A 19,552-nucleotide genomic window follows, 5' to 3' on the forward strand; every position below is an offset into this window, starting at 1 on the left:
GGTAGGGCGCCATGCTGGTTCTGCTGGGCATCGCGGTGGTGGTGGCGGGGTTCGCGCTGCGGCTCAATCCTCTGCTGACCATCGTGGTTGCCGCCATCGTCACCGGCGTGCTGGCGGCCGTAGCGCCGGGGGCTGGGATCGACGGCCTGACGAAGGCGGCGGTCGATACGCTGGCCCTCTTCGGCAAGGCTTTCAACGACAACCGCTACTTCCACATCACCTGGCTGGTGCTGCCGGTGATCGGCCTTTTGGAGCGTGAGGGGCTGCAAGAGCGAGCGCGGATGCTGATCCGGCGTATCCGGGCGGCGACGCCCGGGCGGCTGTTGATGGTCTATCTGGCGCTGCGCCAGGGGACCTCGGCCTTGGGCCTGACCTCGCTGGGCGGCCATCCGCAGATGGTCCGGCCGCTGGTCGCGCCGATGGCCGAGGGCGCGGCCGAGGCGGCCAATGCGGACATCAGCGAGGACAAACGCGTCCGCATCCGCGCCATGGCGGCGGCGACCGACAACATCGGCCTGTTCTTCGGCGAGGACATCTTCATCGCCATCGGCTCCATCGTCCTGATCGTCGGCTTCCTGGAACAGGCGGGGATCACAGTTGAGGCGCTGCACGTCTCGCTGTGGGCCATTCCCACGGCCATCGCGGCTTTCGCGGTTCACACCGTGCGGCTGTGGCTGTTCGATCGGGCGGTGCGCTCATGATCACGCTTGAGCACGCCTATGGGCTGGTCGGGCTGATGTTCCTGGCCTTCAGCGTCCTGACCGCGCTGGACCGGACCCACCCGACGCGGATCCGCTCCAGCCTGTTCTGGGGTCTGATCGCCCTGTCGATGCTTTTGGGCTCGCGGTTCGGCGATCTGGGCAATGGCGTGCTGGTGCTGTGCCTCGTGGCGCTGGCCGCCGTCGGAAAGATGGGCGTGGCCAGCCCGGCGACCACCAGCTTCGAAGAGCGCCGCGAGGGGGCCGAGCGGCGCGGCGGGGCGCTGTTCATCCCGGCCCTGATCGTGCCGATCGTGGCGGTAGGGGGCACGCTGGCGGCCAAGCACACGTCGGTGGGCGCCTGGCTGATCGGCCCGGTCCAGACCACGCTGATCGCGCTGGGCCTTGGCTGCGTGCTGGCCCTGATCGCGGCGATGAGCTGGCTGCGGCCGCCGGTTTCCGCGCCGGCGCAGGAGGGGCGGCGTCTGATGGATTCCATCGGCTGGGCGGCGCTGTTGCCCCAGATGCTGGCGTCGCTGGGCGCGGTCTTCCTGGCGTCCAACGTCGGCGGGGTGGTCGGTGAGGCGGTGACCCGCGTCATCCCCCTGACCTCGCCCTTCCTGGCGGTCAGCGCCTATTGCATCGGCATGGCCCTGTTCACCATCGTCATGGGCAACGCCTTCGCCGCCTTCCCGGTGATGACTGCCGCCATCGGCCTGCCGCTTGTGGTCCACCAGTTCGGGGGCGACCCGGCGGTCGTCTGCGCCATCGGCATGCTGGCAGGCTTCTGCGGGACGCTGCTGACGCCGATGGCGGCGAACTTCAACGTCGTGCCGGCGAACCTGCTGGATCTGCCGGACCGGGAGCGGCCGTTCAACGGGGTGATCCGCGCACAGGCGCCGACGGCGGCGATCATGCTGGTCGTCAACATCGTCCTGATGCAGCTTCTGGCCTTCCGATGACCCGCCTGACCGCAGAGACCGCCAGCCTGTTCGCCCGCACCGCGCTGGGCCACGTGGCGCGCGAATATCCGAACAAGATGGACCACGTCCTGTCAGGGCCGGAGGACGTACGGGGGCCGCGCGACCTGCATCCCATCTTCTTCGGCAGCTTCGACTGGCACTCCTGCGTACACGGCTGGTGGACGCTGATGACGGTCCGGCGGCTTCATCCCGAGATCGCAGAGACAGACGCGATCCGCGACCTGGCTGACCCCCTGTTCACGCCGGAGAACGTCGCCGTCGAGGTCGACTATCTGGCGTGGCCCGGTAGTCGGGGGTTCGAGCGGCCCTACGGTTGGGGCTGGCTGCTGGCGCTGGGCGCCGAACTGGCGCGGCATGAGACGCCCGAGGGCCGACGGTGGGAGGCGGCGCTGCGGCCGCTGGTCCAGGCCTTCGCCGAGCGATTCAAGGCCTATCTGCCCATCGCCACCTATCCGGTGCGCGTCGGCACGCATTTCAACACCGCCTTCGCCCTGATCTTGGCGCTGGACTACGCAGAGGGCTCCGGCGATGTCGTACTAGCCGACCTCTGCCGCGAGCGGGCTTCGGCCTGGCACATGCACGATCGCGACTGTCAGGCATGGGAGCCCTCTCAGGACGAGTTCCTGTCGCCGGCCCTGATGGAGGCCGAGCTGATGCGGCGGGCCTTGCCGCCCGAGGCCTTCGCGGCCTGGCTCCCAGCCTTTCTGCCCCATCTTGACCGGGAACAGCCCGCCACCCTGTTCCACCCGGCGTCGGTCAGCGACCGCTCGGACGGCAAGATCGCGCACCTGGACGGGCTGAACCTGTCGCGGGCCTGGTGCTGGCGCGGACTGGCGTCGTCGCTGGACACGCGCGATCCCCGTCATGAGGTGATGCTGCGCGCCGCCGACCGGCATCTGGTCGCCGCCCTGCCGCACGTGACCGGCGATTATATGGGCGAGCACTGGCTCGCCAGCTTCGCCTTGCTGGCCCTGACGGCCTAGAGCTCGCCCAGGGCGTCGTCCTGCTCGAAGGCCTTCTTCTTCAGCCACTGTGCGAAGACATTGGCGCCGGGCGTCGGCGCGCGGTCGCGCGGCAGGATGACGTAATAGGCGTATCCGACCGCCTCTGATCCATCGGGGAACGGCGCGATCAGGCGTCCAGAGGCCAGGTCCTGCTGGGCCAGAGTGCGTTTGGCCAGGGCCACCCCTCGACCGGCTATGGCGGCCTCGATCAGCAGGCTGGACTGGTTGAAACGCGAGCCGCGCCGCGCGTCCGGATGCTTCACGCCCCGCGCCTTCAGCCACATGGACCAGTCCGGCCGGCTGGGGTCGTCGTCGTCCGAAACGTCGTGCAGCAGGGCGTGGTGCTGCAAATCCCCCGGCGTCAGGATCGGCTGCTCGCCCTTCATCAGCGACGGCGCACAGACCGGCAGCACCGTCTCGCCCATCAGCTTGTCGGCGATATAGCCCTCATAGCCGCCCGGCCCGTAGCGGACAGCCAGATCGGCGGCCATGTCATAGAGGTCCACCGGCTCCAGGTCGGCCGAGATCCAGACCTCGATCTCGGGATGCGCCGCATGGAAATCGTCCATGCGCGGCATCAGCCATTTGGCGGCGAAGGACGGCGTGACGCTGACCGAAACCTGCCGGCGGCGTGGCGGCTCGCGCAGCAGGGATGAGGCGTCCATCAGGCGCTCGAACCCTTCGCGCAACAGAGGCGCGGCGGCGCGGCCCAGCGGCGTCAGCTGCAGGCCGCGGGCTTCGCGCTTGAACAGAGGGCCGCCCACGGTCTCCTCCAGCAGGCGGATCTGCTGGCTGACGGCGCCGGGCGTGACGAACAGTTCGTCCGCCGCGCGGGAGAAGTTCAGGTGCCGGGCGGCGCTTTCAAAGGCGCGAAGGGCGTTCAGGGGCAGGAGAGGGCGGGCCATGCCTGTAGAAAACCTATTGGCGCGCCCAAGACAATCTCGTTTGAACGGGGCGGGCGCCGACACGATGTAGGTCTCCTGCCGACGTGCCGCCTGTTTCCTCAGGTCCGCCGGACCCAAAGGAGCGTTCGATGCGTGTATTCCTGGCTTCCATCCCGCTGGACGGCGCGCGCGTCGTCGTGGTCGGCGGTGGCGAGCCGGCGATCGCGAAGCTGAGACTTTTCCTCACGGCGCCGTCACGCCTGGACTGGTTCGCCCCGGACGGCGCCCCCGCCGCCATCGATACGCCCCAGGGCGCGCCCCTGCCTGTGGTCGCTACGCCGTCGGCCGAGGACTTCGCCGGGGCGCGTCTGGTCTTCATCGCGCTGAGCGATGCGGCTCAGACGGAGCGTCTGGTCGGTCTGGCACGCGCGGCCGGCGCCCAGGTCAATGTCGTGGACCAGCCCCATTTCAGCGACTTCCACACGCCCGCCCTGGTCGACCGTGACGAGGTGGTGATCGGCATCGCCACGGGCGGCTCCGCGCCGATCCTGGCGCGCGACATCCGCTCGAAGATCGAGGCGGTGCTGCCGCAGGGGCTGGACAATGTCGCCCGCATGGCGCGAGAACTGCGCGACACGGTCAAGGCCAGCGTGCCGGACTTCCTGGCGCGCCGCCGGTTCTGGGAGAAGGCCTTCCGTGGTCGCGCCGCCGATCTGGCCGCGGCCGGCCGCACGGCCGAGGCGCGCCGCGAGATGCTGCGCCTGCTGAACGTCGCGGCGCCGGAACAAGGTGTCGTCCACATCGTCGGCGCGGGCCCGGGTGATCCTGAGCTGCTGACGCTAAAGGCGCTGCGAGTGCTGCAGGACGCCGATGTCATCATCCACGACCGTCTGGTGCCCGAGGCGGTGCTGGAGCGGGCGCGGCGTGACGCCAAGCGCCTGTATGTCGGCAAGACGCGCGGCCATCATTCGGTGCCGCAGAACGAGATCGAAGACCTGATGATCGCCGAAGCCAGGGCCGGCCACCGGGTGGTGCGCCTGAAAGGGGGCGACCCGTTCGTCTTCGGACGCGGCGGCGAGGAGCTGGACGCCATGCGCGCGGCCGGGGTGCCTGTGTTCGTCATCCCCGGCGTGACGGCGGCCCTGGCCTGCGCGGCCTCGGCGGGCATTCCGCTGACGCACCGCGACCACGCACAGGCGGTCACCTTCGTGACCGCGCAGGGCAAGGTCGGTGGCGAGGACGCCGACTGGACCCGGCTGGCTGCGCCGAACCACACCCTGGCCATCTATATGGGCTCGGATCGCGCCGACGAGACGGCCGCGCGCCTGATCGAGGCAGGCCGCGCGGGCTCGACCCCCGTCGCCATCGTCGAGAACGGCAGCCGCCCGGACGAGCGGGTGCTGACCGGGACGCTGGACGGCCTGAGCGCCCTGGTGCGCGGCGCGAACCTGACCGGCCCGGCCTTGCTGTTCGTCGGTGAGACGGCGGCCTTTTCCGCCGCCCAGCTGGACGTGCGGGCGGAGGTCGCGGCGTGAAGATCGTCACCGCCAATCGCCTGTCGGACGGCCGTGTCATCTACGTCGGCCCAGGCGACCATCCGGTCGAGCACATCGGCCAAGCGGCTGTCTTCGACGACGAGGGCGCCGAGTTCGCCCTGGCCGCTGCGCAAGCGAACCCTGGCGTCTTCGTCGGCCCCTATATCTTCGAGACCGAGGGCCACATCCCGTCGGGCCGCGATCGGCTGAAGGAGCGTATCCGCTCGGCCGGGCCGACCGTGGGCAACAGTTTGAAAGCCCACGCCTGATGTATCGCTACGACGAGTTCGACCACGCCTTTGTCCGCGAACGGGTCTCGGAGTTCGCCGATCAGGTCGCGCGCCGCGCGTCCGGTGCCCTGACCGAGGACGAATTCAAGCCGTTGCGCCTGATGAACGGCGTCTACCTGCAACTGCACGCCTATATGCTGCGGGTCGCCATCCCCTACGGCACCTTCAACAGCCGCCAGATGCGTCAGCTGGCCCACATCGCCCGCACCTATGACAAGGGCTATGGCCACTTCACCACGCGGACGAACATCCAGTACAACTGGCCCGCCCTGACCGACCTGCCGGCGATCCTGAGCGATCTGGCCGACGTCGAGATGCACGCCATCCAGACCAGTGGGAACTGCATCCGCAACACCACGACCGACGTCTTCGCCGGCGCGGCCGATGACGAGTTGGAGGATCCGCGTCCCTGGTGCGAGATCATCCGCCAGTGGTCGACCATCCACCCCGAGTTCTCCTTCCTGCCGCGCAAGTTCAAGATCGCGGTGGTGGCGGCCGAGAAGGATCGCGCGGCGATCCGCACCCACGACGTGGGCCTGCAGATCGTGAAGGGGTCGGACGGCCAGACCGCTTTCCGCGTCTTCGTCGGCGGCGGGCAGGGCCGGTTGCCGCACATCGGCCAGGAGATCGCCCCGGCGGTCCCGGCGACCGAGATCCTGGCCTATCTGACCGCCATCCTGCGGGCCTGGAACCTGCTGGGTCGGCGCGACAACATTCACAAGGCGCGGATCAAGATCCTGGTCGCCGCCGTCGGCATGGACGCCTTCCGCGCGGAAGTGGACAAGCATTACGCCACCCTGCGCCACGAGGACCTGCGCATCCCCGACGCGGAGGTGGCGCGCATCCAGGCCTATTTCGCCCCGCCGCCCTTCGCCGACCTGCCGCGCACCAGCGATGCGTTTGATGCGGCGGTGCTGGCCGACCGCGACTTCGCCCGCTTCAGCCGCAACAACGTGCGCCGCCACCGTCAGTCCGGATACGCCTCGGTGATCATCTCGCTGAAGCCCGTCGGCGGCGTCCCCGGCGACATCACGGCCGAGCAGATGGACGCCGTCGCCGACCTGGCCCAGCGCTATTCGTTCGACGAGATCCGCGCCGCCTATGAGCAGAACCTGGTCCTGCCGCACGTCCGGCTGAACGACACGCCGTCGCTCTTCGCGGCGCTGAAGGCCATCGGCCTTTCGACGCCCAACGCCGACCTGCTCAGCGACGTCATCGCCTGCCCGGGTCTGGACTACTGCAGCCTGGCCAACGCCCGGTCCATCCCGGTCGCGCAGGCCCTGTCGAAGCGTCTGGCCGACCTGGACTATCAGGAGAAGATCGGCCCGGTCCGCATTAATATGAGCGGCTGCATCAACGCCTGCGGTCACCACCACGTCGGCCACATCGGCGTGCTGGGCGTCGATCGCAAAGGCGAGGAATACTACCAGATCACCGTCGGCGGATCGCCGGACGAACAGGCGGCCCTGGGCGACATCGTCGGCAAGAGCCTGCCGTCCGACGAGGTCGCCCCGGCCATCCAGCGGACCCTGGACCGCTACCTCGAAATTCGCACGGACGGCGAGCGCTTCATCGACACGGTGCGCCGCGTCGGTCCCGACCCGTTCCGCGACGCCATCTACGAGGCCCTCGATGCAACTGCTTGACGAAGCCGAGATCGGCCTGCGCCTGTCGGTGATTACGCCGCTTGAAGAGGTCGAGGCCGCCGCTGCGGGCGCCGACCGGCTGATCCTGGAGTTCGACGCCTTCCGCGACGGGCGCGGCTTCTCGCTGGCCGCCATCCTGCGCGAGCGGGGCTACAAGGGTCGACTGATCGCCGCCGGCAAGCTGCTGCCCGATCAGGCGCGGCACCTGCGCCGCACCGGCTTCGACGCCGTCGAGCTGTCGCCCGGCGCGGACAAGGCCGCCTGGACGCGGATGGATCAGGCCTTCTCCGCCGTCTATCAGCCTGCCAACGACGTCGAGCGCCCGATTTGGAACCGCCGTACGCTTCGCCCGGTCCCGCCGTCCGACGATCTGGACGCCCTGGCGGCGGATTTGAACGCCCGATACGCGGATGCCGACGCCTCCGAGATCCTCGCCGCGACGATGGACCCGCGCCTGGGCCTGCGCACCGCCGCCATCTCGTCGTTCGGCGCCGAGTCGGCCGTGCTGCTGGACCTCATCGCGCGCGAGAACGCGGCCACGCCGGTGATCTTTCTGGAGACAGGCCAGCACTTCCTGCAGACGCTGCAATATCGCGGCGAGCTGACCCAGCGCCTGGGCCTGACCGATGTGCGCGTTGTCGTGCCGAACGCCGAGGAGAAGGCGTCGCTGGATCCGAAGGACGACCTGTGGCGCACAGACGCCGACGCCTGCTGCGACCTGCGCAAGGTCCGGCCGCTGGCGCGCGCCTCGGCGGGCTTCAACGCCCTGATCACCGGCCGCAAGCGGTTCCAGACCTCCAGCCGTTCCCAGCTGCTGCCGTTCGAGGTCGTGGACGGCACGCTGCGGATCAATCCGCTGGCGAACTGGGCCGCCGAGGATATCGAGACCTGGCTGGAGGCGCGCGACCTGCCGCGTCACCCGCTGTCGGAACAAGGCTTCGCCTCCATCGGCTGCTGGCCGTGCACCCGTGCCGTACAGTCGGGCGAAGATGCACGCGCCGGACGCTGGTCGGGCATGGACAAGACCGAGTGCGGTATCCACTTTGGCCGTCGTCAGGCCGTCGGCGCCTGACACCCGCTTTCAGGACGCCTCCCGTGACCGTCTCATCCGTCATCGACCTCATCGGCAACACGCCGCTGATCCGCCTCAACCGCGTCTCGGACGAGACGGGCTGCGAGATCCTGGGCAAGGCGGAGTTCATGAATCCCGGCCAGTCCATCAAGGACCGCGCCGCCTTGTCGATCGTGAAGAAGGCGCTGGCGTCCGGCGCCCTCAAGCCCGGCGGGACCATCGTCGAGGGCACGGCGGGCAACACCGGCATAGGCCTGGCGCTGGTCGGCTCGGCGCTGGGCCACCCCGTCGTCATCGTCATTCCGCGCACCCAGTCCGAAGAGAAGAAGGCGGCTATCCGATCGCTGGGCGCCCGCCTGGTCGAGGTGGACGCCGCGCCCTTCTCCAGCCCCAACCACTTCGTCCACTATTCCGGGCGTCTGGCGCGTGAGTTGAACGAGAGCGAGCCGAACGGCGCCCTGTGGGCCAACCAGTTCGACAACACCGCCAATCGCGACGCCCACTATGAGACGACAGGCCCGGAGATCTGGGCCCAGACGGACGGCAAGCTCGACGCTTTCGTCAGCGCGGTCGGCTCCGGCGGCACCATCACGGGCGTCTCAGCCTATCTGCGCGAGCAGAACCCGGACGTGAAGATCGCCCTGGCTGATCCGGCCGGCGCGTCGCTGTTCAACTGGTACACCCGGGGCGAGATGTCGGGCGAAGGTTCGTCCATCACCGAGGGCATCGGCGTGGCGCGGATCACCGGCAATCTGGAAGGCTTCGCGCCCGACTATTCGTACCGGATCGAGGACGCCGAGTTCCTGCCCATCCTGTTCGATCTGGTGCGGTATGAAGGGCTGTCAGTGGGCGGTTCGGCCGGTGTGAACATCGCCGGCGCGGTGCGACTGGCGCGCGACCTGGGACCGGGCAAGACCATCGTCACGGCGCTCTGCGACCCCGGCGCGCGCTATTCGTCCAAGCTGTTCAACGCCGAGTTTCTGGGCGCGCGCGGCCTGCCCGTTCCGCCCTGGACGGCAGGCGCGGCCACCCCTGCGGAAGCAGCCTGAGCAGCCTGCAAGCTTAGCTGGAACCCAGGCCGTGGCTCGCCGCTCGCGCGTAATTCACTGGCGTGAGGCGGACTGATCCGATAGCCCTGTCAAGGGGATCGCCAGCCCGGCGACGCCGTGTGGGGAGTATCCGATCATGCCGACCAACCTTGCCGGACCGGGTGATTTCGACTCTGGCCAGCCATCCTGGCTGTTCGGCAACGACACGCGCGGCGGCACCTCCAGCAACCCGGATTCCTTCACGATCGAGGGCGCGGCCGGGCAGATCGCGCGCGACGGATCGAGCTGGGGCGTGGGCGCAACCCTGACCTTCGCCTTCCGCTCGACGGCGCCGGGAACCATGCCCGACGACACCACGGGCTTCAGCCAGTTCAACGCCGCCCAGATCGCCGCCACCCTGCTGGCGCTGCAGGCCTGGTCCGACGTGGCCAACATCAACTTCACGCGCGTCGGTTCGGGGACGTCGGGTTCGGGCGCCTTTTCGAACAACGCCACCCTCCTGTTCTCCAACTACAGCGACGGCTCCGACGGCGCGGCGGCCTTCGCCTACATGGCTCCGTACGGCGCTCGCGGCGGCCGGGGTACGGGTGATGTCGAGGGCGACAGCTGGTACAACAACTCGCTGGCCTACAACGCCACCCCTGTGCTGGGCGGCTATGGTCGCATGGTGCTGATCCACGAAATCGGCCATGCGCTGGGTCTGTCGCACCCGGGCGACTACAACGCCGGCGATGGTGATCCGTCCTACGCCGACGCCGAGTATCGCGAGGACAGCACCCAGTACACGGTGATGAGCTATTGGTCCGAGGCCGAGACCGGGGCCAACTTCCTCGGTTCGAGCGGTGGCCCCTACTATGCCGCTGCACCGCTTCTGGACGACATCGCCGCGATCCAGATGCTCTACGGCGCGAACATGTCGACGCGCACAGGCGACACGACCTACGGCTTCAACTCCAACACCGGTCGCGATTTCTACTCCGCCGCCTCCGGCGCCGACAAACTCGTGTTCGCCGTCTGGGACGCGGGCGGTTACGACACCCTGGACTTCTCGGGCTATGGCCAGACCCAGACGATCGACCTTCGTCAGGGCCAGTTCTCCAGCGTCGGCGGCCTCATCGGCAACGTGTCCATCGCCCAGGGCGCCGTGATCGAACACGCCATCGGCGGGTCCGGCAACGACACCATGGTCGCGCAGGCCTATGCCGCGCCGGTCTTCGTGGCCGACATCACCAAGGCGCAGAGCACGGCCAACGTCAGCCGCGGCTCGGCCGTCTCGCTCGAAGGCCAATTCGGTCTTCAGTTCGACGTCAACATCATCTCGTCGACCGCCATCCCCCACGCGACCGTCAACGCGACGTCCGCAGGCGGCACGGACTACTATGCGGTGACCGTGGTCGCCGGACAGCAGATCACGATCGACATCGACTCCGCCAACACCTTCGACGCGTGGGTCACCATCCAGAACAGCTCAGGATCGCGGCTGGCCTATGACGATGACGGTCCGCAGGACGCCGGCAGCGCCGCACCGCAGGATTCCTTCCTGACCTACACCTTCACCTCGGCGGGCACCTACTACATCGCCGTCGGCCAGTTTAAGGACAACAGCCTGAACGGCGATCCGCTGACGGCCGGCTCGCGATACACGCTGAACGTTTCGCTGACCGGCGAAGACGCGCCTGTCGGAACGCCGACGGGGTCGCGGCTCGATGGGGGCGCGGGCGACGACGTGCTCACGGGATCGGCGGGGGCCGACATCTTGAACGGCGGCTCAGGCGCCGACAGCATGAGCGGCGGCGCGGGCGACGACATCTACTATGTGGACGGCGGCAGCGACACGGTGCGCGAGGCCTCCGCCAGCGGCGGCTCCGACACGGTCCGCTCGGCGATTACCTACACATTGGGGGCAAATGTCGAAAACCTGATCCTGGACGGGACCGGCGGTCTGTCGGGCACGGGCAATGAACTGGCCAACCGCCTGACCGGCAACACCGGCGCCAATGCGCTGGACGGCAAGGCCGGCGCGGACGTCCTGATCGGGGGCGGCGGCGCGGACACGCTGACGGGTGGGTCGGGCGCGGATGTCTTCGTATGGAACAGCCTGTCTGATTCCACCTCAGCGTCGACCGACCTCGTCACCGACCTGAACGATGCGATCGACAAGCTGGACTTCAGCAACATCGACGCCGACATCACCACAAGCGGCATGCAGGAGTTCACTAAGGTCAGCGCCTTCTCGCGCACGGCCGGCGAGCTGGTCATGACCTACGACGCCACGACCAACACCACCTCGTTGACGGTGGATGTGGACGGCGACGGCGTTGCGGACATGCGGGTCAACTTCACCGGCGACCACAGCGCCTTCGGCGGCTTTGGATCAGCCGACGAGGGCATGGTGCTGACGGGGACGTCGGGCTCGGACATCCTGACCGGCGGCGCGGGGCGGGACACGCTGGACGGACGCGCCGGCGCGGACACCATGTCGGGCGGCCTGGGCGCCGACACCTACTATGTCGACAACGCCGGCGACCTGGTGATCGAGGCGGCGGGCGGCGGCGTCGATACGGTGTCCAGCTCGGTCAGCTTCCGGCTGGGCGCCTACGTCGAGAACCTGACCCTCACCGGCTCGGCCGGCACGGCGCGCGGGAACGACCTGGACAACATCCTGATCGGCAACGCCCGCGACAACTTCATGCGCGGCGGCGCGGGCGCGGACACGATGTCGGGCTCGACCGGGGACGACCGCTACTACGTCGATAACGCGGGCGATCAGGTGATCGAGCTGAGTTCGGAAGGCCGCGACTGGGTCTATAGCGAGATCAGCTGGACGCTGGGCGCCAACATCGAGGCCCTGACGCTGACGGGCGAYGCGTGGATCAACGCCACCGGCAACTCCAAGGGCAACGCCATCTACGGCAACGCCGGGCGCAACGTCATCACGGGCGGGCGCGGGGCGGACGTGATGACNGCGTGGATCAACGCCACCGGCAACTCCAAGGGCAACGCCATCTACGGCAACGCCGGGCGCAACGTCATCACGGGCGGGCGCGGGGCGGACGTGATGACGGGCAAGGCGTCCTCCGACACCTTCGTCTTCACCTCGACGGCGGATTCGACCGTGGCGGAYTCAGACCGSATCACCGACCTGAACGACACGTCGGACAAGATCGACTTCCGCCAGATCGACGGCGACGTGAACACGGCTGGGGTCCAGGGCTTCACCATCGTGGACAGCTTCTAACGTCATCACGGGCGGGCGCGGGGCGGACGTGATGACGGGCAAGGCGTCCTCCGACACCTTCGTCTTCACCTCGACGGCGGATTCGACCGTGGCGGATTCAGACCGCATCACCGACCTGAACGACACGTCGGACAAGATCGACTTCCGCCAGATCGACGGCGACGTGAACACGGCTGGGGTCCAGGGCTTCACCATCGTGGACAGCTTCAGCGGTCACGCGGGAGAGTTGGTGCTGAGCTACGACGCCGGAACCGACATCACCTCGCTGACCGTCGACGTGAACGGGGACGGGCAAGCCGACATGCTGGTGCGGCTGAACGGCGAGCACGAGAGCTTCGACCGGTTCCTGTTCGGCGGGGGTTGATCGCTAGAGCGCGTCGCGCGTTGAGTCCGCCGCAAGGGAGGGCGAGATGCGCGGCGAGCTCGACACCTATCAGGCCAAGCGGAACTTCGGCGATACGCCAGAGCCCAAGGGCAAGAAGGCTGTCTCCAAACGGGGACGGCCGCTTCGCTACCTGATCCAGCGTCATGCGGCGACGCGCCTCCACTATGACTTCCGCATCGAGGTCGACGGCGTCCTGAAATCCTGGGCCGTGACCAAGGCGCCCTCGCGCGACGGCAAGGTGAAGCGGCTGGCGGTCGAGGTCGAGGACCACCCCCTGGACTATGGCGACTTCGAAGGGACGATCCCGGCGGGCAACTACGGCGCCGGGACGGTCCAGATGTGGGACACCGGACACTGGGAGCCGCAGGACCCGGATCTGGACGCCGCTTTCAAGGCGGGCGAGATCAAGATGGTCCTGCACGGCGAGCGGCTGAAGGGCAAATGGGCTCTGATCCGGCTGAAGAGCGACCGCGGCAAGCCCTCGAAACGCAACAACTGGCTGCTGATCAAGGAGCGAGACGAGTATCGCGTCGAGGGCGAAGGCGACGCCAATATGGAGATCGACGCCTCGGTCGTCAGCGGCCGGACCATGGCCGAGATCGCCGACGGCGAGACGCAATGGAAATCCTCCAAGACGACCAATCGGGCCCCGCCGGCAAAGCCCAAGGCGACGAAGGCGCAGCGGCAGACCGCGACCAGGCCACCGGCCTTCGTTCCCATCCAGCTGTGCAAGGTGGGCGACTATCCACCGCGCGGCGACGGCTGGGCCCATGAGATCAAGTTCGACGGCTATCGTATCCAAGTCGGCGCGGGCGGCGGGAAGGCGGTGCTGCGCACCCGCAGCGGGCTGGACTGGTCGGCGAAGTTCGAGGCGCTGGCGGCCGACGCGGGTCAGTGGCCGGATGGGGTGGTGGACGGCGAGCTTTGCGCCCTGGCCGGAGATCACATGCCCGACTTCTCGGCGCTCCAGGCGGCGATTTCCGGAGGAACGACAGACGAGCTGATCTACTTCGCTTTCGACCTGCTGTTTGAGGGATCGGAGGACCTACGCAAGCTGCCGCTGTCGCATCGCAAGGCGCGCTTGCAGGCCTATCTCGACCGCATTCCCAAGGCGGCAGGCGCGCGCGTCCGCTTCGTCGAGCATTTCGCCAGCACGGGCCAGGCGGTGCTGGAGAGCGCCTGCCGGATGGATCTGGAAGGCGTCATCTCCAAGGATCTGAATGCGGCCTACACGGCGGGACGATCGACGACCTGGATTAAGTCCAAATGCCGGGGGCGCGACGAGGTGGTGATCGGCGGCTGGACCAGCGAAGGCGACCGCTTCCGCTCACTGATCGTCGGCGTACAGGACACGGACGCCAAGCAAGGCAAGGGTCTGCGGCACCTCGGCAGGGTCGGAACGGGCTACAGCGCGTCCGTCGTCAAAACGCTGGTGCCGGCGTTGAAGGCGGCGGCGTCGGACGCCAGCCCGTTTGTCGGCAAAGGCGCGCCGAGGAAGGCGACGGGCGGGTTGACCACGCACTGGCTGAAGCCCGTGCTGGTCGCCGAAATCGAGCACGGCGGCTACACCGACAGCGGCTCTCTGCGGCAGGCGGCGTTCAAGGGCCTGCGCGAAGACAAGACCGCGCCCGAGGTGACCGCCGAGCCTCAGGCGCCGACCAAACTGAAGGGCGGGTCCGCCAAGGCGCCGCCGCAACTGACGCTGGGCGCCCCGAAGACCGTGGGCAAGGCTGGAAAGCTGGTGGTCGCGGGCGTGACCATCTCCAATCCGGACAAGGTGCTGTGGCCCGCAGCCGACGGCCACGATCCGATCACCAAGGCCGACCTGGTGCGCTATTACGAGATGGCGGCCGAGCGCATCCTGCCGCACGTTTCAGACCGCCCGACCTCGATCATCCGTGCACCAGAGGGGATCGTCGGCGAAACCTTCTTTCAGCGCCACGCCATGCCCGGATCCAACCCGAGGCTGAAGCTGATCGACGTGCATGAGAGGAAGCCCTACGTCGCCGTCACCGATGTCGGCGGCCTGGTCGCCATCGGCCAGTCGGGTGGGCTGGAGCTACATCCCTGGGGCTGCATGCCGGGCGACCCGGAAACGCCCGAACAGATCACCTTCGACCTGGACCCCGACGAGGGGCTGGACTTCGATGACGTGATCGCCGCGGCCAAGGTGATGCGAAAGGCGCTGGAGGCTCTGGGTCTGCCCAGCTTCGTCAAGACGACGGGCGGCAAGGGCCTGCACGTCGTGGTGCCGATCAAGACTGACGCCCGATCGCGTATCAGCTGGGATCAGAACAAGGCCTTCGCCAAGGCGGTGTCCGAACGGGTCCGCCAGGCCGCGCCAGAGCGCTTCACCACCACCCTGGCCAAGAAGGCGCGGGGCGGGAAGATCTTCCTCGACTATCTCCGCAACGGGCGGATGGCGACGGCGGTGGCGCCCTGGTCGCCGCGCGCGCGACCGGGCGCGGGCATCGCCTTCCCCCTCAGCTGGGGCCAGGTGAAGACGGGGCTGAACCCTAAGGCCTACACCCTTCGCACAGCCCCGGCGCTGCTGAAAAAGGCTGACCCATGGGCGGACTTCCGCGCCAGCGCCGTCAGCCTGAAGCCGGCGTTGAAGTCGGTGTCTTAGGGCCTATCGCGCCATCAGAAAGACCGCGGCCCAGATCAGGACGAAGAAGGCCACGAAGACCAAGCTCCCGACCAACTGGCCCTTGCGGACCAGACGCGGCCTGCGCGGCCCGGGCGCTGGCTGAGGGTTCTCCGGCGGCGTCTTCATGCTAGGCAACCTGTTCCAGGAATAGGCGGGCGTCTCATGGCGGGATTGAAGGACAAGCGCGGCTTCATCGACAAGGATCGGCTGGACCTGTCGGAGCGGCAGGCCGTCGAATACTGGATGAAGCGGTGGGGCGTCACGCGCGACCAGATCACCGCCGCCCACCGCAAGGTCGGCCGGATGACCAAGGACATCGCCGCGGAGTTGGGCAAGAAGCGCTAGGCCGCCTTCTTCTTCGCCGTCGCCTTTTTGGCCGGAGCCTTTGGCGCGGGCTTCTTGGCCGTCGTCTTCTTCGGCGAGGCCTTGGCGGCGGGTCCGCCCTTCAGGCTGTTCCGCAGCGCTTCCATCAGGTCGATGACGTTGGTGTCGTCCGGCTCGGGCGCCTCGACCACGCCCTGTCCCTTCTGCTTGGCCTTGACCATCTCGCGCAGGGCCGTGTCGTAGCGATCTGTGAAGTCCTTCGGATCGAATTCCGCTTCTTTCTGGGCGATGATCCGGCTGGCGATCTCGACCATGTCCTTGTCGGCCTTCACCGTTGGGATGTCATCGAAGTAGTCGTCGGCCTCACGCACCTCTTCATGCGGCCGCAGGGTGTAGGCGATCAGCCCCTTGTCGCGAACCTCAAGCGCGAGCTGGCGCTCGCGGCCCCGCAGGACCAGCTGGCCAAGGGCGATCTTGCCGGCCGATTTCATCGCGTCCCGGATGACGGCGAAGGCTTCGACGCCCGCACCTTTTTCTGGAACGACATAGAAGGGATCGTCCCAGTACAGGCGGTCGATCTCGTCCTCGTCCACGAACTTGTCGATGGAGATGGTGCGGGTGCTCTCCAGCCGGACCTTCTCGAAGTCGGCGTCGTCGAACAGGACGTACTCGTCCTTCGACACCTCATATCCCTTCACCAGGCTGGAGCGCTCGACCGGGCCGGTGTCCGGGTCGGTGGTGACCATGCGAATCCGGTTGTTGGTCTCGGGATTGATCAGGTGGAAGCTGATGTGGCTGGCGCTGGACGTGGCCGTGTAGAGCGCCACCGGGCAGGTGACGAGCGACAGCTTGAGATGTCCTTGCCAGGTCGGACGGGGGGCCATGACGCGTCTCCTTGAGAGGCGACTCAATGCTCGAGCCGGCGAATCGGTTCGGCCTTCCTGTCTCGGGGCACGGCTAGTCCAGCGTCAGGACCACCAGAGACTTAGCCGGCAGGCGCGCCGTGAGGCGGCCGTTCGCGATCCGGGCTCCGGTGAAGGCGACGGGGTGGACGGCGTCGGGCGCGTCGAAGGTGTTGTGCGCATCCATCGCCCCGGCGGTCAGGACCTGGCCGGAGACCCGGCGGGCTGTTCCGCCTCCCACGCTGACGTTCACATCCGCCGCGTCGTCGGGATTCAGGTTGATCAGGGCGATGTGGACCTTGCCGTCCGTCCCGCGCGCGGCCGTGCCGTCCACGGCCTTCACCTCGCCCTGAGCCGGCGACTGGAGGGTCAGCGGCAGGACCGTCGCCCCCTGGAAGGGCCGGTACATCGCAAAGGCGTGGTAGGTCGGGGTCAGGGCCATGCGCGGCCCGTCCGTCAGGATCATGGCCTGCAGGACGTTGACCATCTGGGCCACGTTGGCGATCCGCACCCGGTCCGCGTGGCGGTGGAAGATGTTGAAGTTGGCGGCGGCCAGCAGGGCGTCGCGCAGGCTGTTTTGCTGCTGCAGGTAGCCCGCGTTCGTGCCCGGCGTGGGATCATACCAGGCGCCCCATTCATCGACGGCGATGATCTTTTTGTTCTCGGGATCGGTTTCGTCCATGACCGCGTCGTGGCCCTGGAGGAAGCCTTCCATACGGTAGGTCTGGGTGAAGGTGGCGTTCCACTGCGCTTCATCGAAACCTAGAGCAGGACCCTTGGTGGTCCAGTCGCCGGTCGGCAGGGTGTAGTAGTGCAGGGACAGGGCGTCGAAGTCGTTACGCGCCTGCTCCATCATCACCCGCGTCCAGGTGTAGTCGTCGCCACTAGGGCCGACCGCGATATTGGGCGTGCCGTTGGCGGTCACGAAGCCCACGAACTGACGGTAGACATCGGCGTAATAGGGCGCGCGCATACGGCCGCCGCAGCCCCAGGTCTCGTTGCCGATGCCCAGATAATCGATCTTCCACGGCGCATCGCGGCCGTTGGCGCGGCGCATCTCGGCCAGGCGCGAGTGTCCGGGGGCGGTGACGTATTCGATCCAGTCGGCGGCCTCGGCCGGCGTGCCGGAGCCGACGTTGATGCTGAGATAGGTCTTGGCCCCGATCAGCTCGGCGAACTCGAAGAACTCGTGCGTGCCGAAGTGGTTGTTCTCTTCCTTGTTGCCCCACCAGCGGTTCAGGGTGACGGGCCGCTGAGCACGCGCGCCGACCCCGTCGCGCCAGTGGTAGATGTCGGCATAGCAGCCGCCCGGCCAGCGCACGACCGGCACCTTCAGCGCCTTCAGCGCCTCGACGACATCGGTGCGATAGCCGCGGACGTTGTGGATGGGCGAGTCCGGGCCGACCCACACGCCTTCGTCGATGCCGGTGCCCAGTTGCTCCATGAACTGGCCATAGACCTCCGGCGCGATCACAACGCCGGGCTGGTCGAGGCGCAGTTCGGCCGTGGCGGTGAATGGCTCGGCATAGGCGGCGCCGGCGATCAGCGCGGTGGTCGCTGCGAGGGCGGTCAGCAGGCGCTTCATGCGGCGGTCTCAGGCTGGAGGTCGGGCAGGGCGTTGGTCGGCTTGGAGCCCCACAGGGCGTAGAACAGGATGTAAAGCTCGCAGACAGCGGTCAGCAGGAAGGACAACTGCAGGCCGTAAGTGTCGGCCAGCCAGCCCTGCACCACCACCAATGCACCGCCCGCGATGGCCATGATCAGCAGGCCCGAGCCTTCCTCGGTCAACGGTCCCAGCCCCTTGATGCCCAGGGTGAAGATGGTCGGGAACATGATCGAGTGGAACAGGCCCACCGAGATCAGCGCCCACATGGCCAAGGGGCCGCTGGTGAAGGTGGTGACGATCATGGCCGCGAAGGCGCCGATGGCGAAGACGGCCAGCACCTTGTCCGCCGGGAACCGGTGGGTCAGGAAGCTACCGATGAAACGGCCGACCATCATGCCGCCCCACAGGATGGCCAGATAGCGCGCGGCCTCGGCGTGGCTGATGGCGGCGATGTTGGGCTGGCTGACGAAGTTGATGAACAGGTTCGCCACGCCGATCTCGGCGATCAGATAGATGAAGATGGCCGGCACGCCCCACACCAGGTTGCGGTGCTTCCACAGGGACAGGCCCTTGCGCTCGGCGGCGGTCGCGCGGCGCGAGGCGTTGTGCATCGAGGGCAACGGGAAGCGGGCGATGACGACCGCCAGCAGCACCAGCACCGCCGCGACGATGATGTAGGGCAGAATGACCGTCTGGGCGTCGGCATAGCGCTCGGCGGCGGTCAGCACGACCTCGCCGTCGGCGACGCCGCCCTTGGAGCGGCTTAGGATCAGATAGCCGGCGAACAGCGGCGCCAGGGTGGTGCCCAGCGAGTTGAAGGCCTGCACCAGATTGAGGCGCGACGAGCTGGTCGCCGGCGGTCCGATGACGGCGACGTAGGGGTTGGCCGCGACCTGCAGCAGGGTGATCCCGCTGGCGATCACGAACAGGGCGATCAGCACCAGCTCATAGGACGCCAGCCGCGCCGCCGGGACCATCGCCAGGGCGCCGACGGCCATGGCCAGCAGGCCGACGACCATGGAGCGCTTGTATCCGATCCGCTCGATCAGCTTGGCCGATGGGATCGACGCCACGAAATAGGCGATGAACCAGACCGACTCGATCAAGGTGGTGCGGGTGTAATCCAGCACGAACACGCTGCGCAGGTGCGGCAGCAGCGCGCCGTTGATGACAGTGATGAAGCCCCACATGAAGAACAGCGAAGCCAGCAGCGTCAGCGCCGGGCGATAGGGTATCGACCCGCCGGATGCGGTCGCGGTCGAAGGTCCTGTGGATGCAGGCATCGT

The 19,552-nt window shown here is 67.9% G+C and carries 17 protein-coding genes; 13 read left to right on the plus strand and 4 right to left on the minus strand.

Features of this window, described 5'->3' with window-relative positions:
* The first annotated feature begins 11 nt into the window (after positions 1–11).
* Genes ASG17_RS04475 through ASG17_RS04485 form a run of 3 tightly spaced genes read left to right on the plus strand, consistent with a single transcriptional unit; the run spans position 12 to position 2,664 of the window.
* Positions 12–701: a DUF969 domain-containing protein gene (locus tag ASG17_RS04475; protein WP_056099748.1), complete on the plus strand. Its 690-nt coding sequence runs from the start codon at positions 12–14 to the stop codon at positions 699–701.
* The gene (locus tag ASG17_RS04480; protein ID WP_056099751.1) at positions 698–1,660 is read left to right on the plus strand and encodes a DUF979 domain-containing protein; all 963 of its coding nucleotides are present in this window, start codon (positions 698–700) and stop codon (positions 1,658–1,660) included. Before ASG17_RS04475 ends, ASG17_RS04480 begins: the two co-directional genes overlap by 4 nt.
* A complete protein-coding gene (locus ASG17_RS04485; RefSeq protein WP_056099754.1) occupies positions 1,657–2,664 on the plus strand; it encodes a DUF2891 domain-containing protein in 1,008 nt (335 codons plus the stop codon). Before ASG17_RS04480 ends, ASG17_RS04485 begins: the two co-directional genes overlap by 4 nt.
* On the opposite strand, the gene gcvA is transcribed toward ASG17_RS04485, so the two are convergent.
* Entirely contained in the window at positions 2,661–3,590 is a 930-nt protein-coding gene (gcvA, locus tag ASG17_RS04490; RefSeq protein ID WP_056099757.1) for a transcriptional regulator GcvA, read from the minus strand. The genes ASG17_RS04485 and gcvA overlap by 4 nt on opposite strands.
* Positions 3,591–3,718: 128 nt before the next feature.
* On the opposite strand from gcvA, the gene cysG reads away from it, so the two are divergent.
* The 10 genes from cysG (at position 3,719) to ASG17_RS04535 (ending at position 15,779) form a co-directional block, all read left to right on the plus strand.
* A complete protein-coding gene (gene cysG / locus ASG17_RS04495; RefSeq protein ID WP_056099760.1) occupies positions 3,719–5,104 on the plus strand; it encodes a siroheme synthase CysG in 1,386 nt (461 codons plus the stop codon).
* Positions 5,101–5,373: a DUF2849 domain-containing protein gene (locus ASG17_RS04500; protein ID WP_056099761.1), complete on the plus strand. Its 273-nt coding sequence runs from the start codon at positions 5,101–5,103 to the stop codon at positions 5,371–5,373. Before cysG ends, ASG17_RS04500 begins: the two co-directional genes overlap by 4 nt.
* The gene (locus ASG17_RS04505; protein WP_056099765.1) at positions 5,373–7,040 is read left to right on the plus strand and encodes a nitrite/sulfite reductase; all 1,668 of its coding nucleotides are present in this window, start codon (positions 5,373–5,375) and stop codon (positions 7,038–7,040) included. Before ASG17_RS04500 ends, ASG17_RS04505 begins: the two co-directional genes overlap by 1 nt.
* Positions 7,027–8,112: a phosphoadenylyl-sulfate reductase gene (locus ASG17_RS04510; protein ID WP_056099768.1), complete on the plus strand. Its 1,086-nt coding sequence runs from the start codon at positions 7,027–7,029 to the stop codon at positions 8,110–8,112. The genes ASG17_RS04505 and ASG17_RS04510 overlap by 14 nt, the downstream gene beginning before the upstream one ends.
* Positions 8,113–8,135: 23 nt before the next feature.
* Complete coding sequence (locus tag ASG17_RS04515) at positions 8,136–9,161, plus strand: cysteine synthase A (RefSeq protein WP_056099771.1); 1,026 nt, start codon at positions 8,136–8,138, stop codon at positions 9,159–9,161.
* A gap of 340 nt (positions 9,162–9,501) precedes the next feature.
* Positions 9,502–12,125: M10 family metallopeptidase C-terminal domain-containing protein (locus ASG17_RS15990; RefSeq protein ID WP_304438784.1), on the plus strand; the 2,624-nt coding region annotated here is incomplete at its 3' end.
* Positions 12,126–12,132: 7 nt separating this feature from the next.
* On the plus strand, positions 12,133–12,399 hold the full coding sequence (locus ASG17_RS16015) for a M10 family metallopeptidase C-terminal domain-containing protein (protein ID WP_369796689.1): 267 nt from the start codon (positions 12,133–12,135) through the stop codon (positions 12,397–12,399).
* 4 nt (positions 12,400–12,403) lie between these two features.
* Positions 12,404–12,763, plus strand: coding sequence for a M10 family metallopeptidase C-terminal domain-containing protein (locus ASG17_RS04525; protein ID WP_255354022.1), 360 nt, complete (start codon positions 12,404–12,406; stop codon positions 12,761–12,763).
* A gap of 46 nt (positions 12,764–12,809) precedes the next feature.
* Complete coding sequence (gene ligD, locus ASG17_RS04530) at positions 12,810–15,413, plus strand: DNA ligase D (RefSeq protein WP_056099781.1); 2,604 nt, start codon at positions 12,810–12,812, stop codon at positions 15,411–15,413.
* A 183-nt stretch (positions 15,414–15,596) separates the two neighbouring features.
* A complete protein-coding gene (locus ASG17_RS04535) occupies positions 15,597–15,779 on the plus strand; it encodes a DUF3606 domain-containing protein (RefSeq protein ID WP_047413801.1) in 183 nt (60 codons plus the stop codon).
* On the opposite strand, the gene ASG17_RS04540 is transcribed toward ASG17_RS04535, so the two are convergent.
* The 3 genes from ASG17_RS04540 to ASG17_RS04550 form a co-directional block, all read right to left on the minus strand.
* On the minus strand, positions 15,776–16,642 hold the full coding sequence (locus tag ASG17_RS04540; protein ID WP_056099782.1) for a Ku protein: 867 nt from the start codon (positions 16,640–16,642) through the stop codon (positions 15,776–15,778). The genes ASG17_RS04535 and ASG17_RS04540 overlap by 4 nt on opposite strands.
* Positions 16,643–16,715: 73 nt before the next feature.
* Positions 16,716–18,245, minus strand: a complete 1,530-nt coding sequence (locus tag ASG17_RS04545) for an alpha-N-arabinofuranosidase (protein WP_056099784.1) — start codon at positions 18,243–18,245, stop codon at positions 16,716–16,718.
* Complete coding sequence (locus ASG17_RS04550) at positions 18,242–19,549, minus strand: sugar MFS transporter (protein ID WP_056099786.1); 1,308 nt, start codon at positions 19,547–19,549, stop codon at positions 18,242–18,244. The genes ASG17_RS04545 and ASG17_RS04550 overlap by 4 nt, the downstream gene beginning before the upstream one ends.
* Between the last annotated feature and the right edge of the window lie 3 nt (positions 19,550–19,552).

Origin of the sequence: Brevundimonas sp. Leaf363 (assembly GCF_001424025.1) — a bacterium.
Classification (GTDB): Bacteria; Pseudomonadota; Alphaproteobacteria; order Caulobacterales; family Caulobacteraceae; genus Brevundimonas.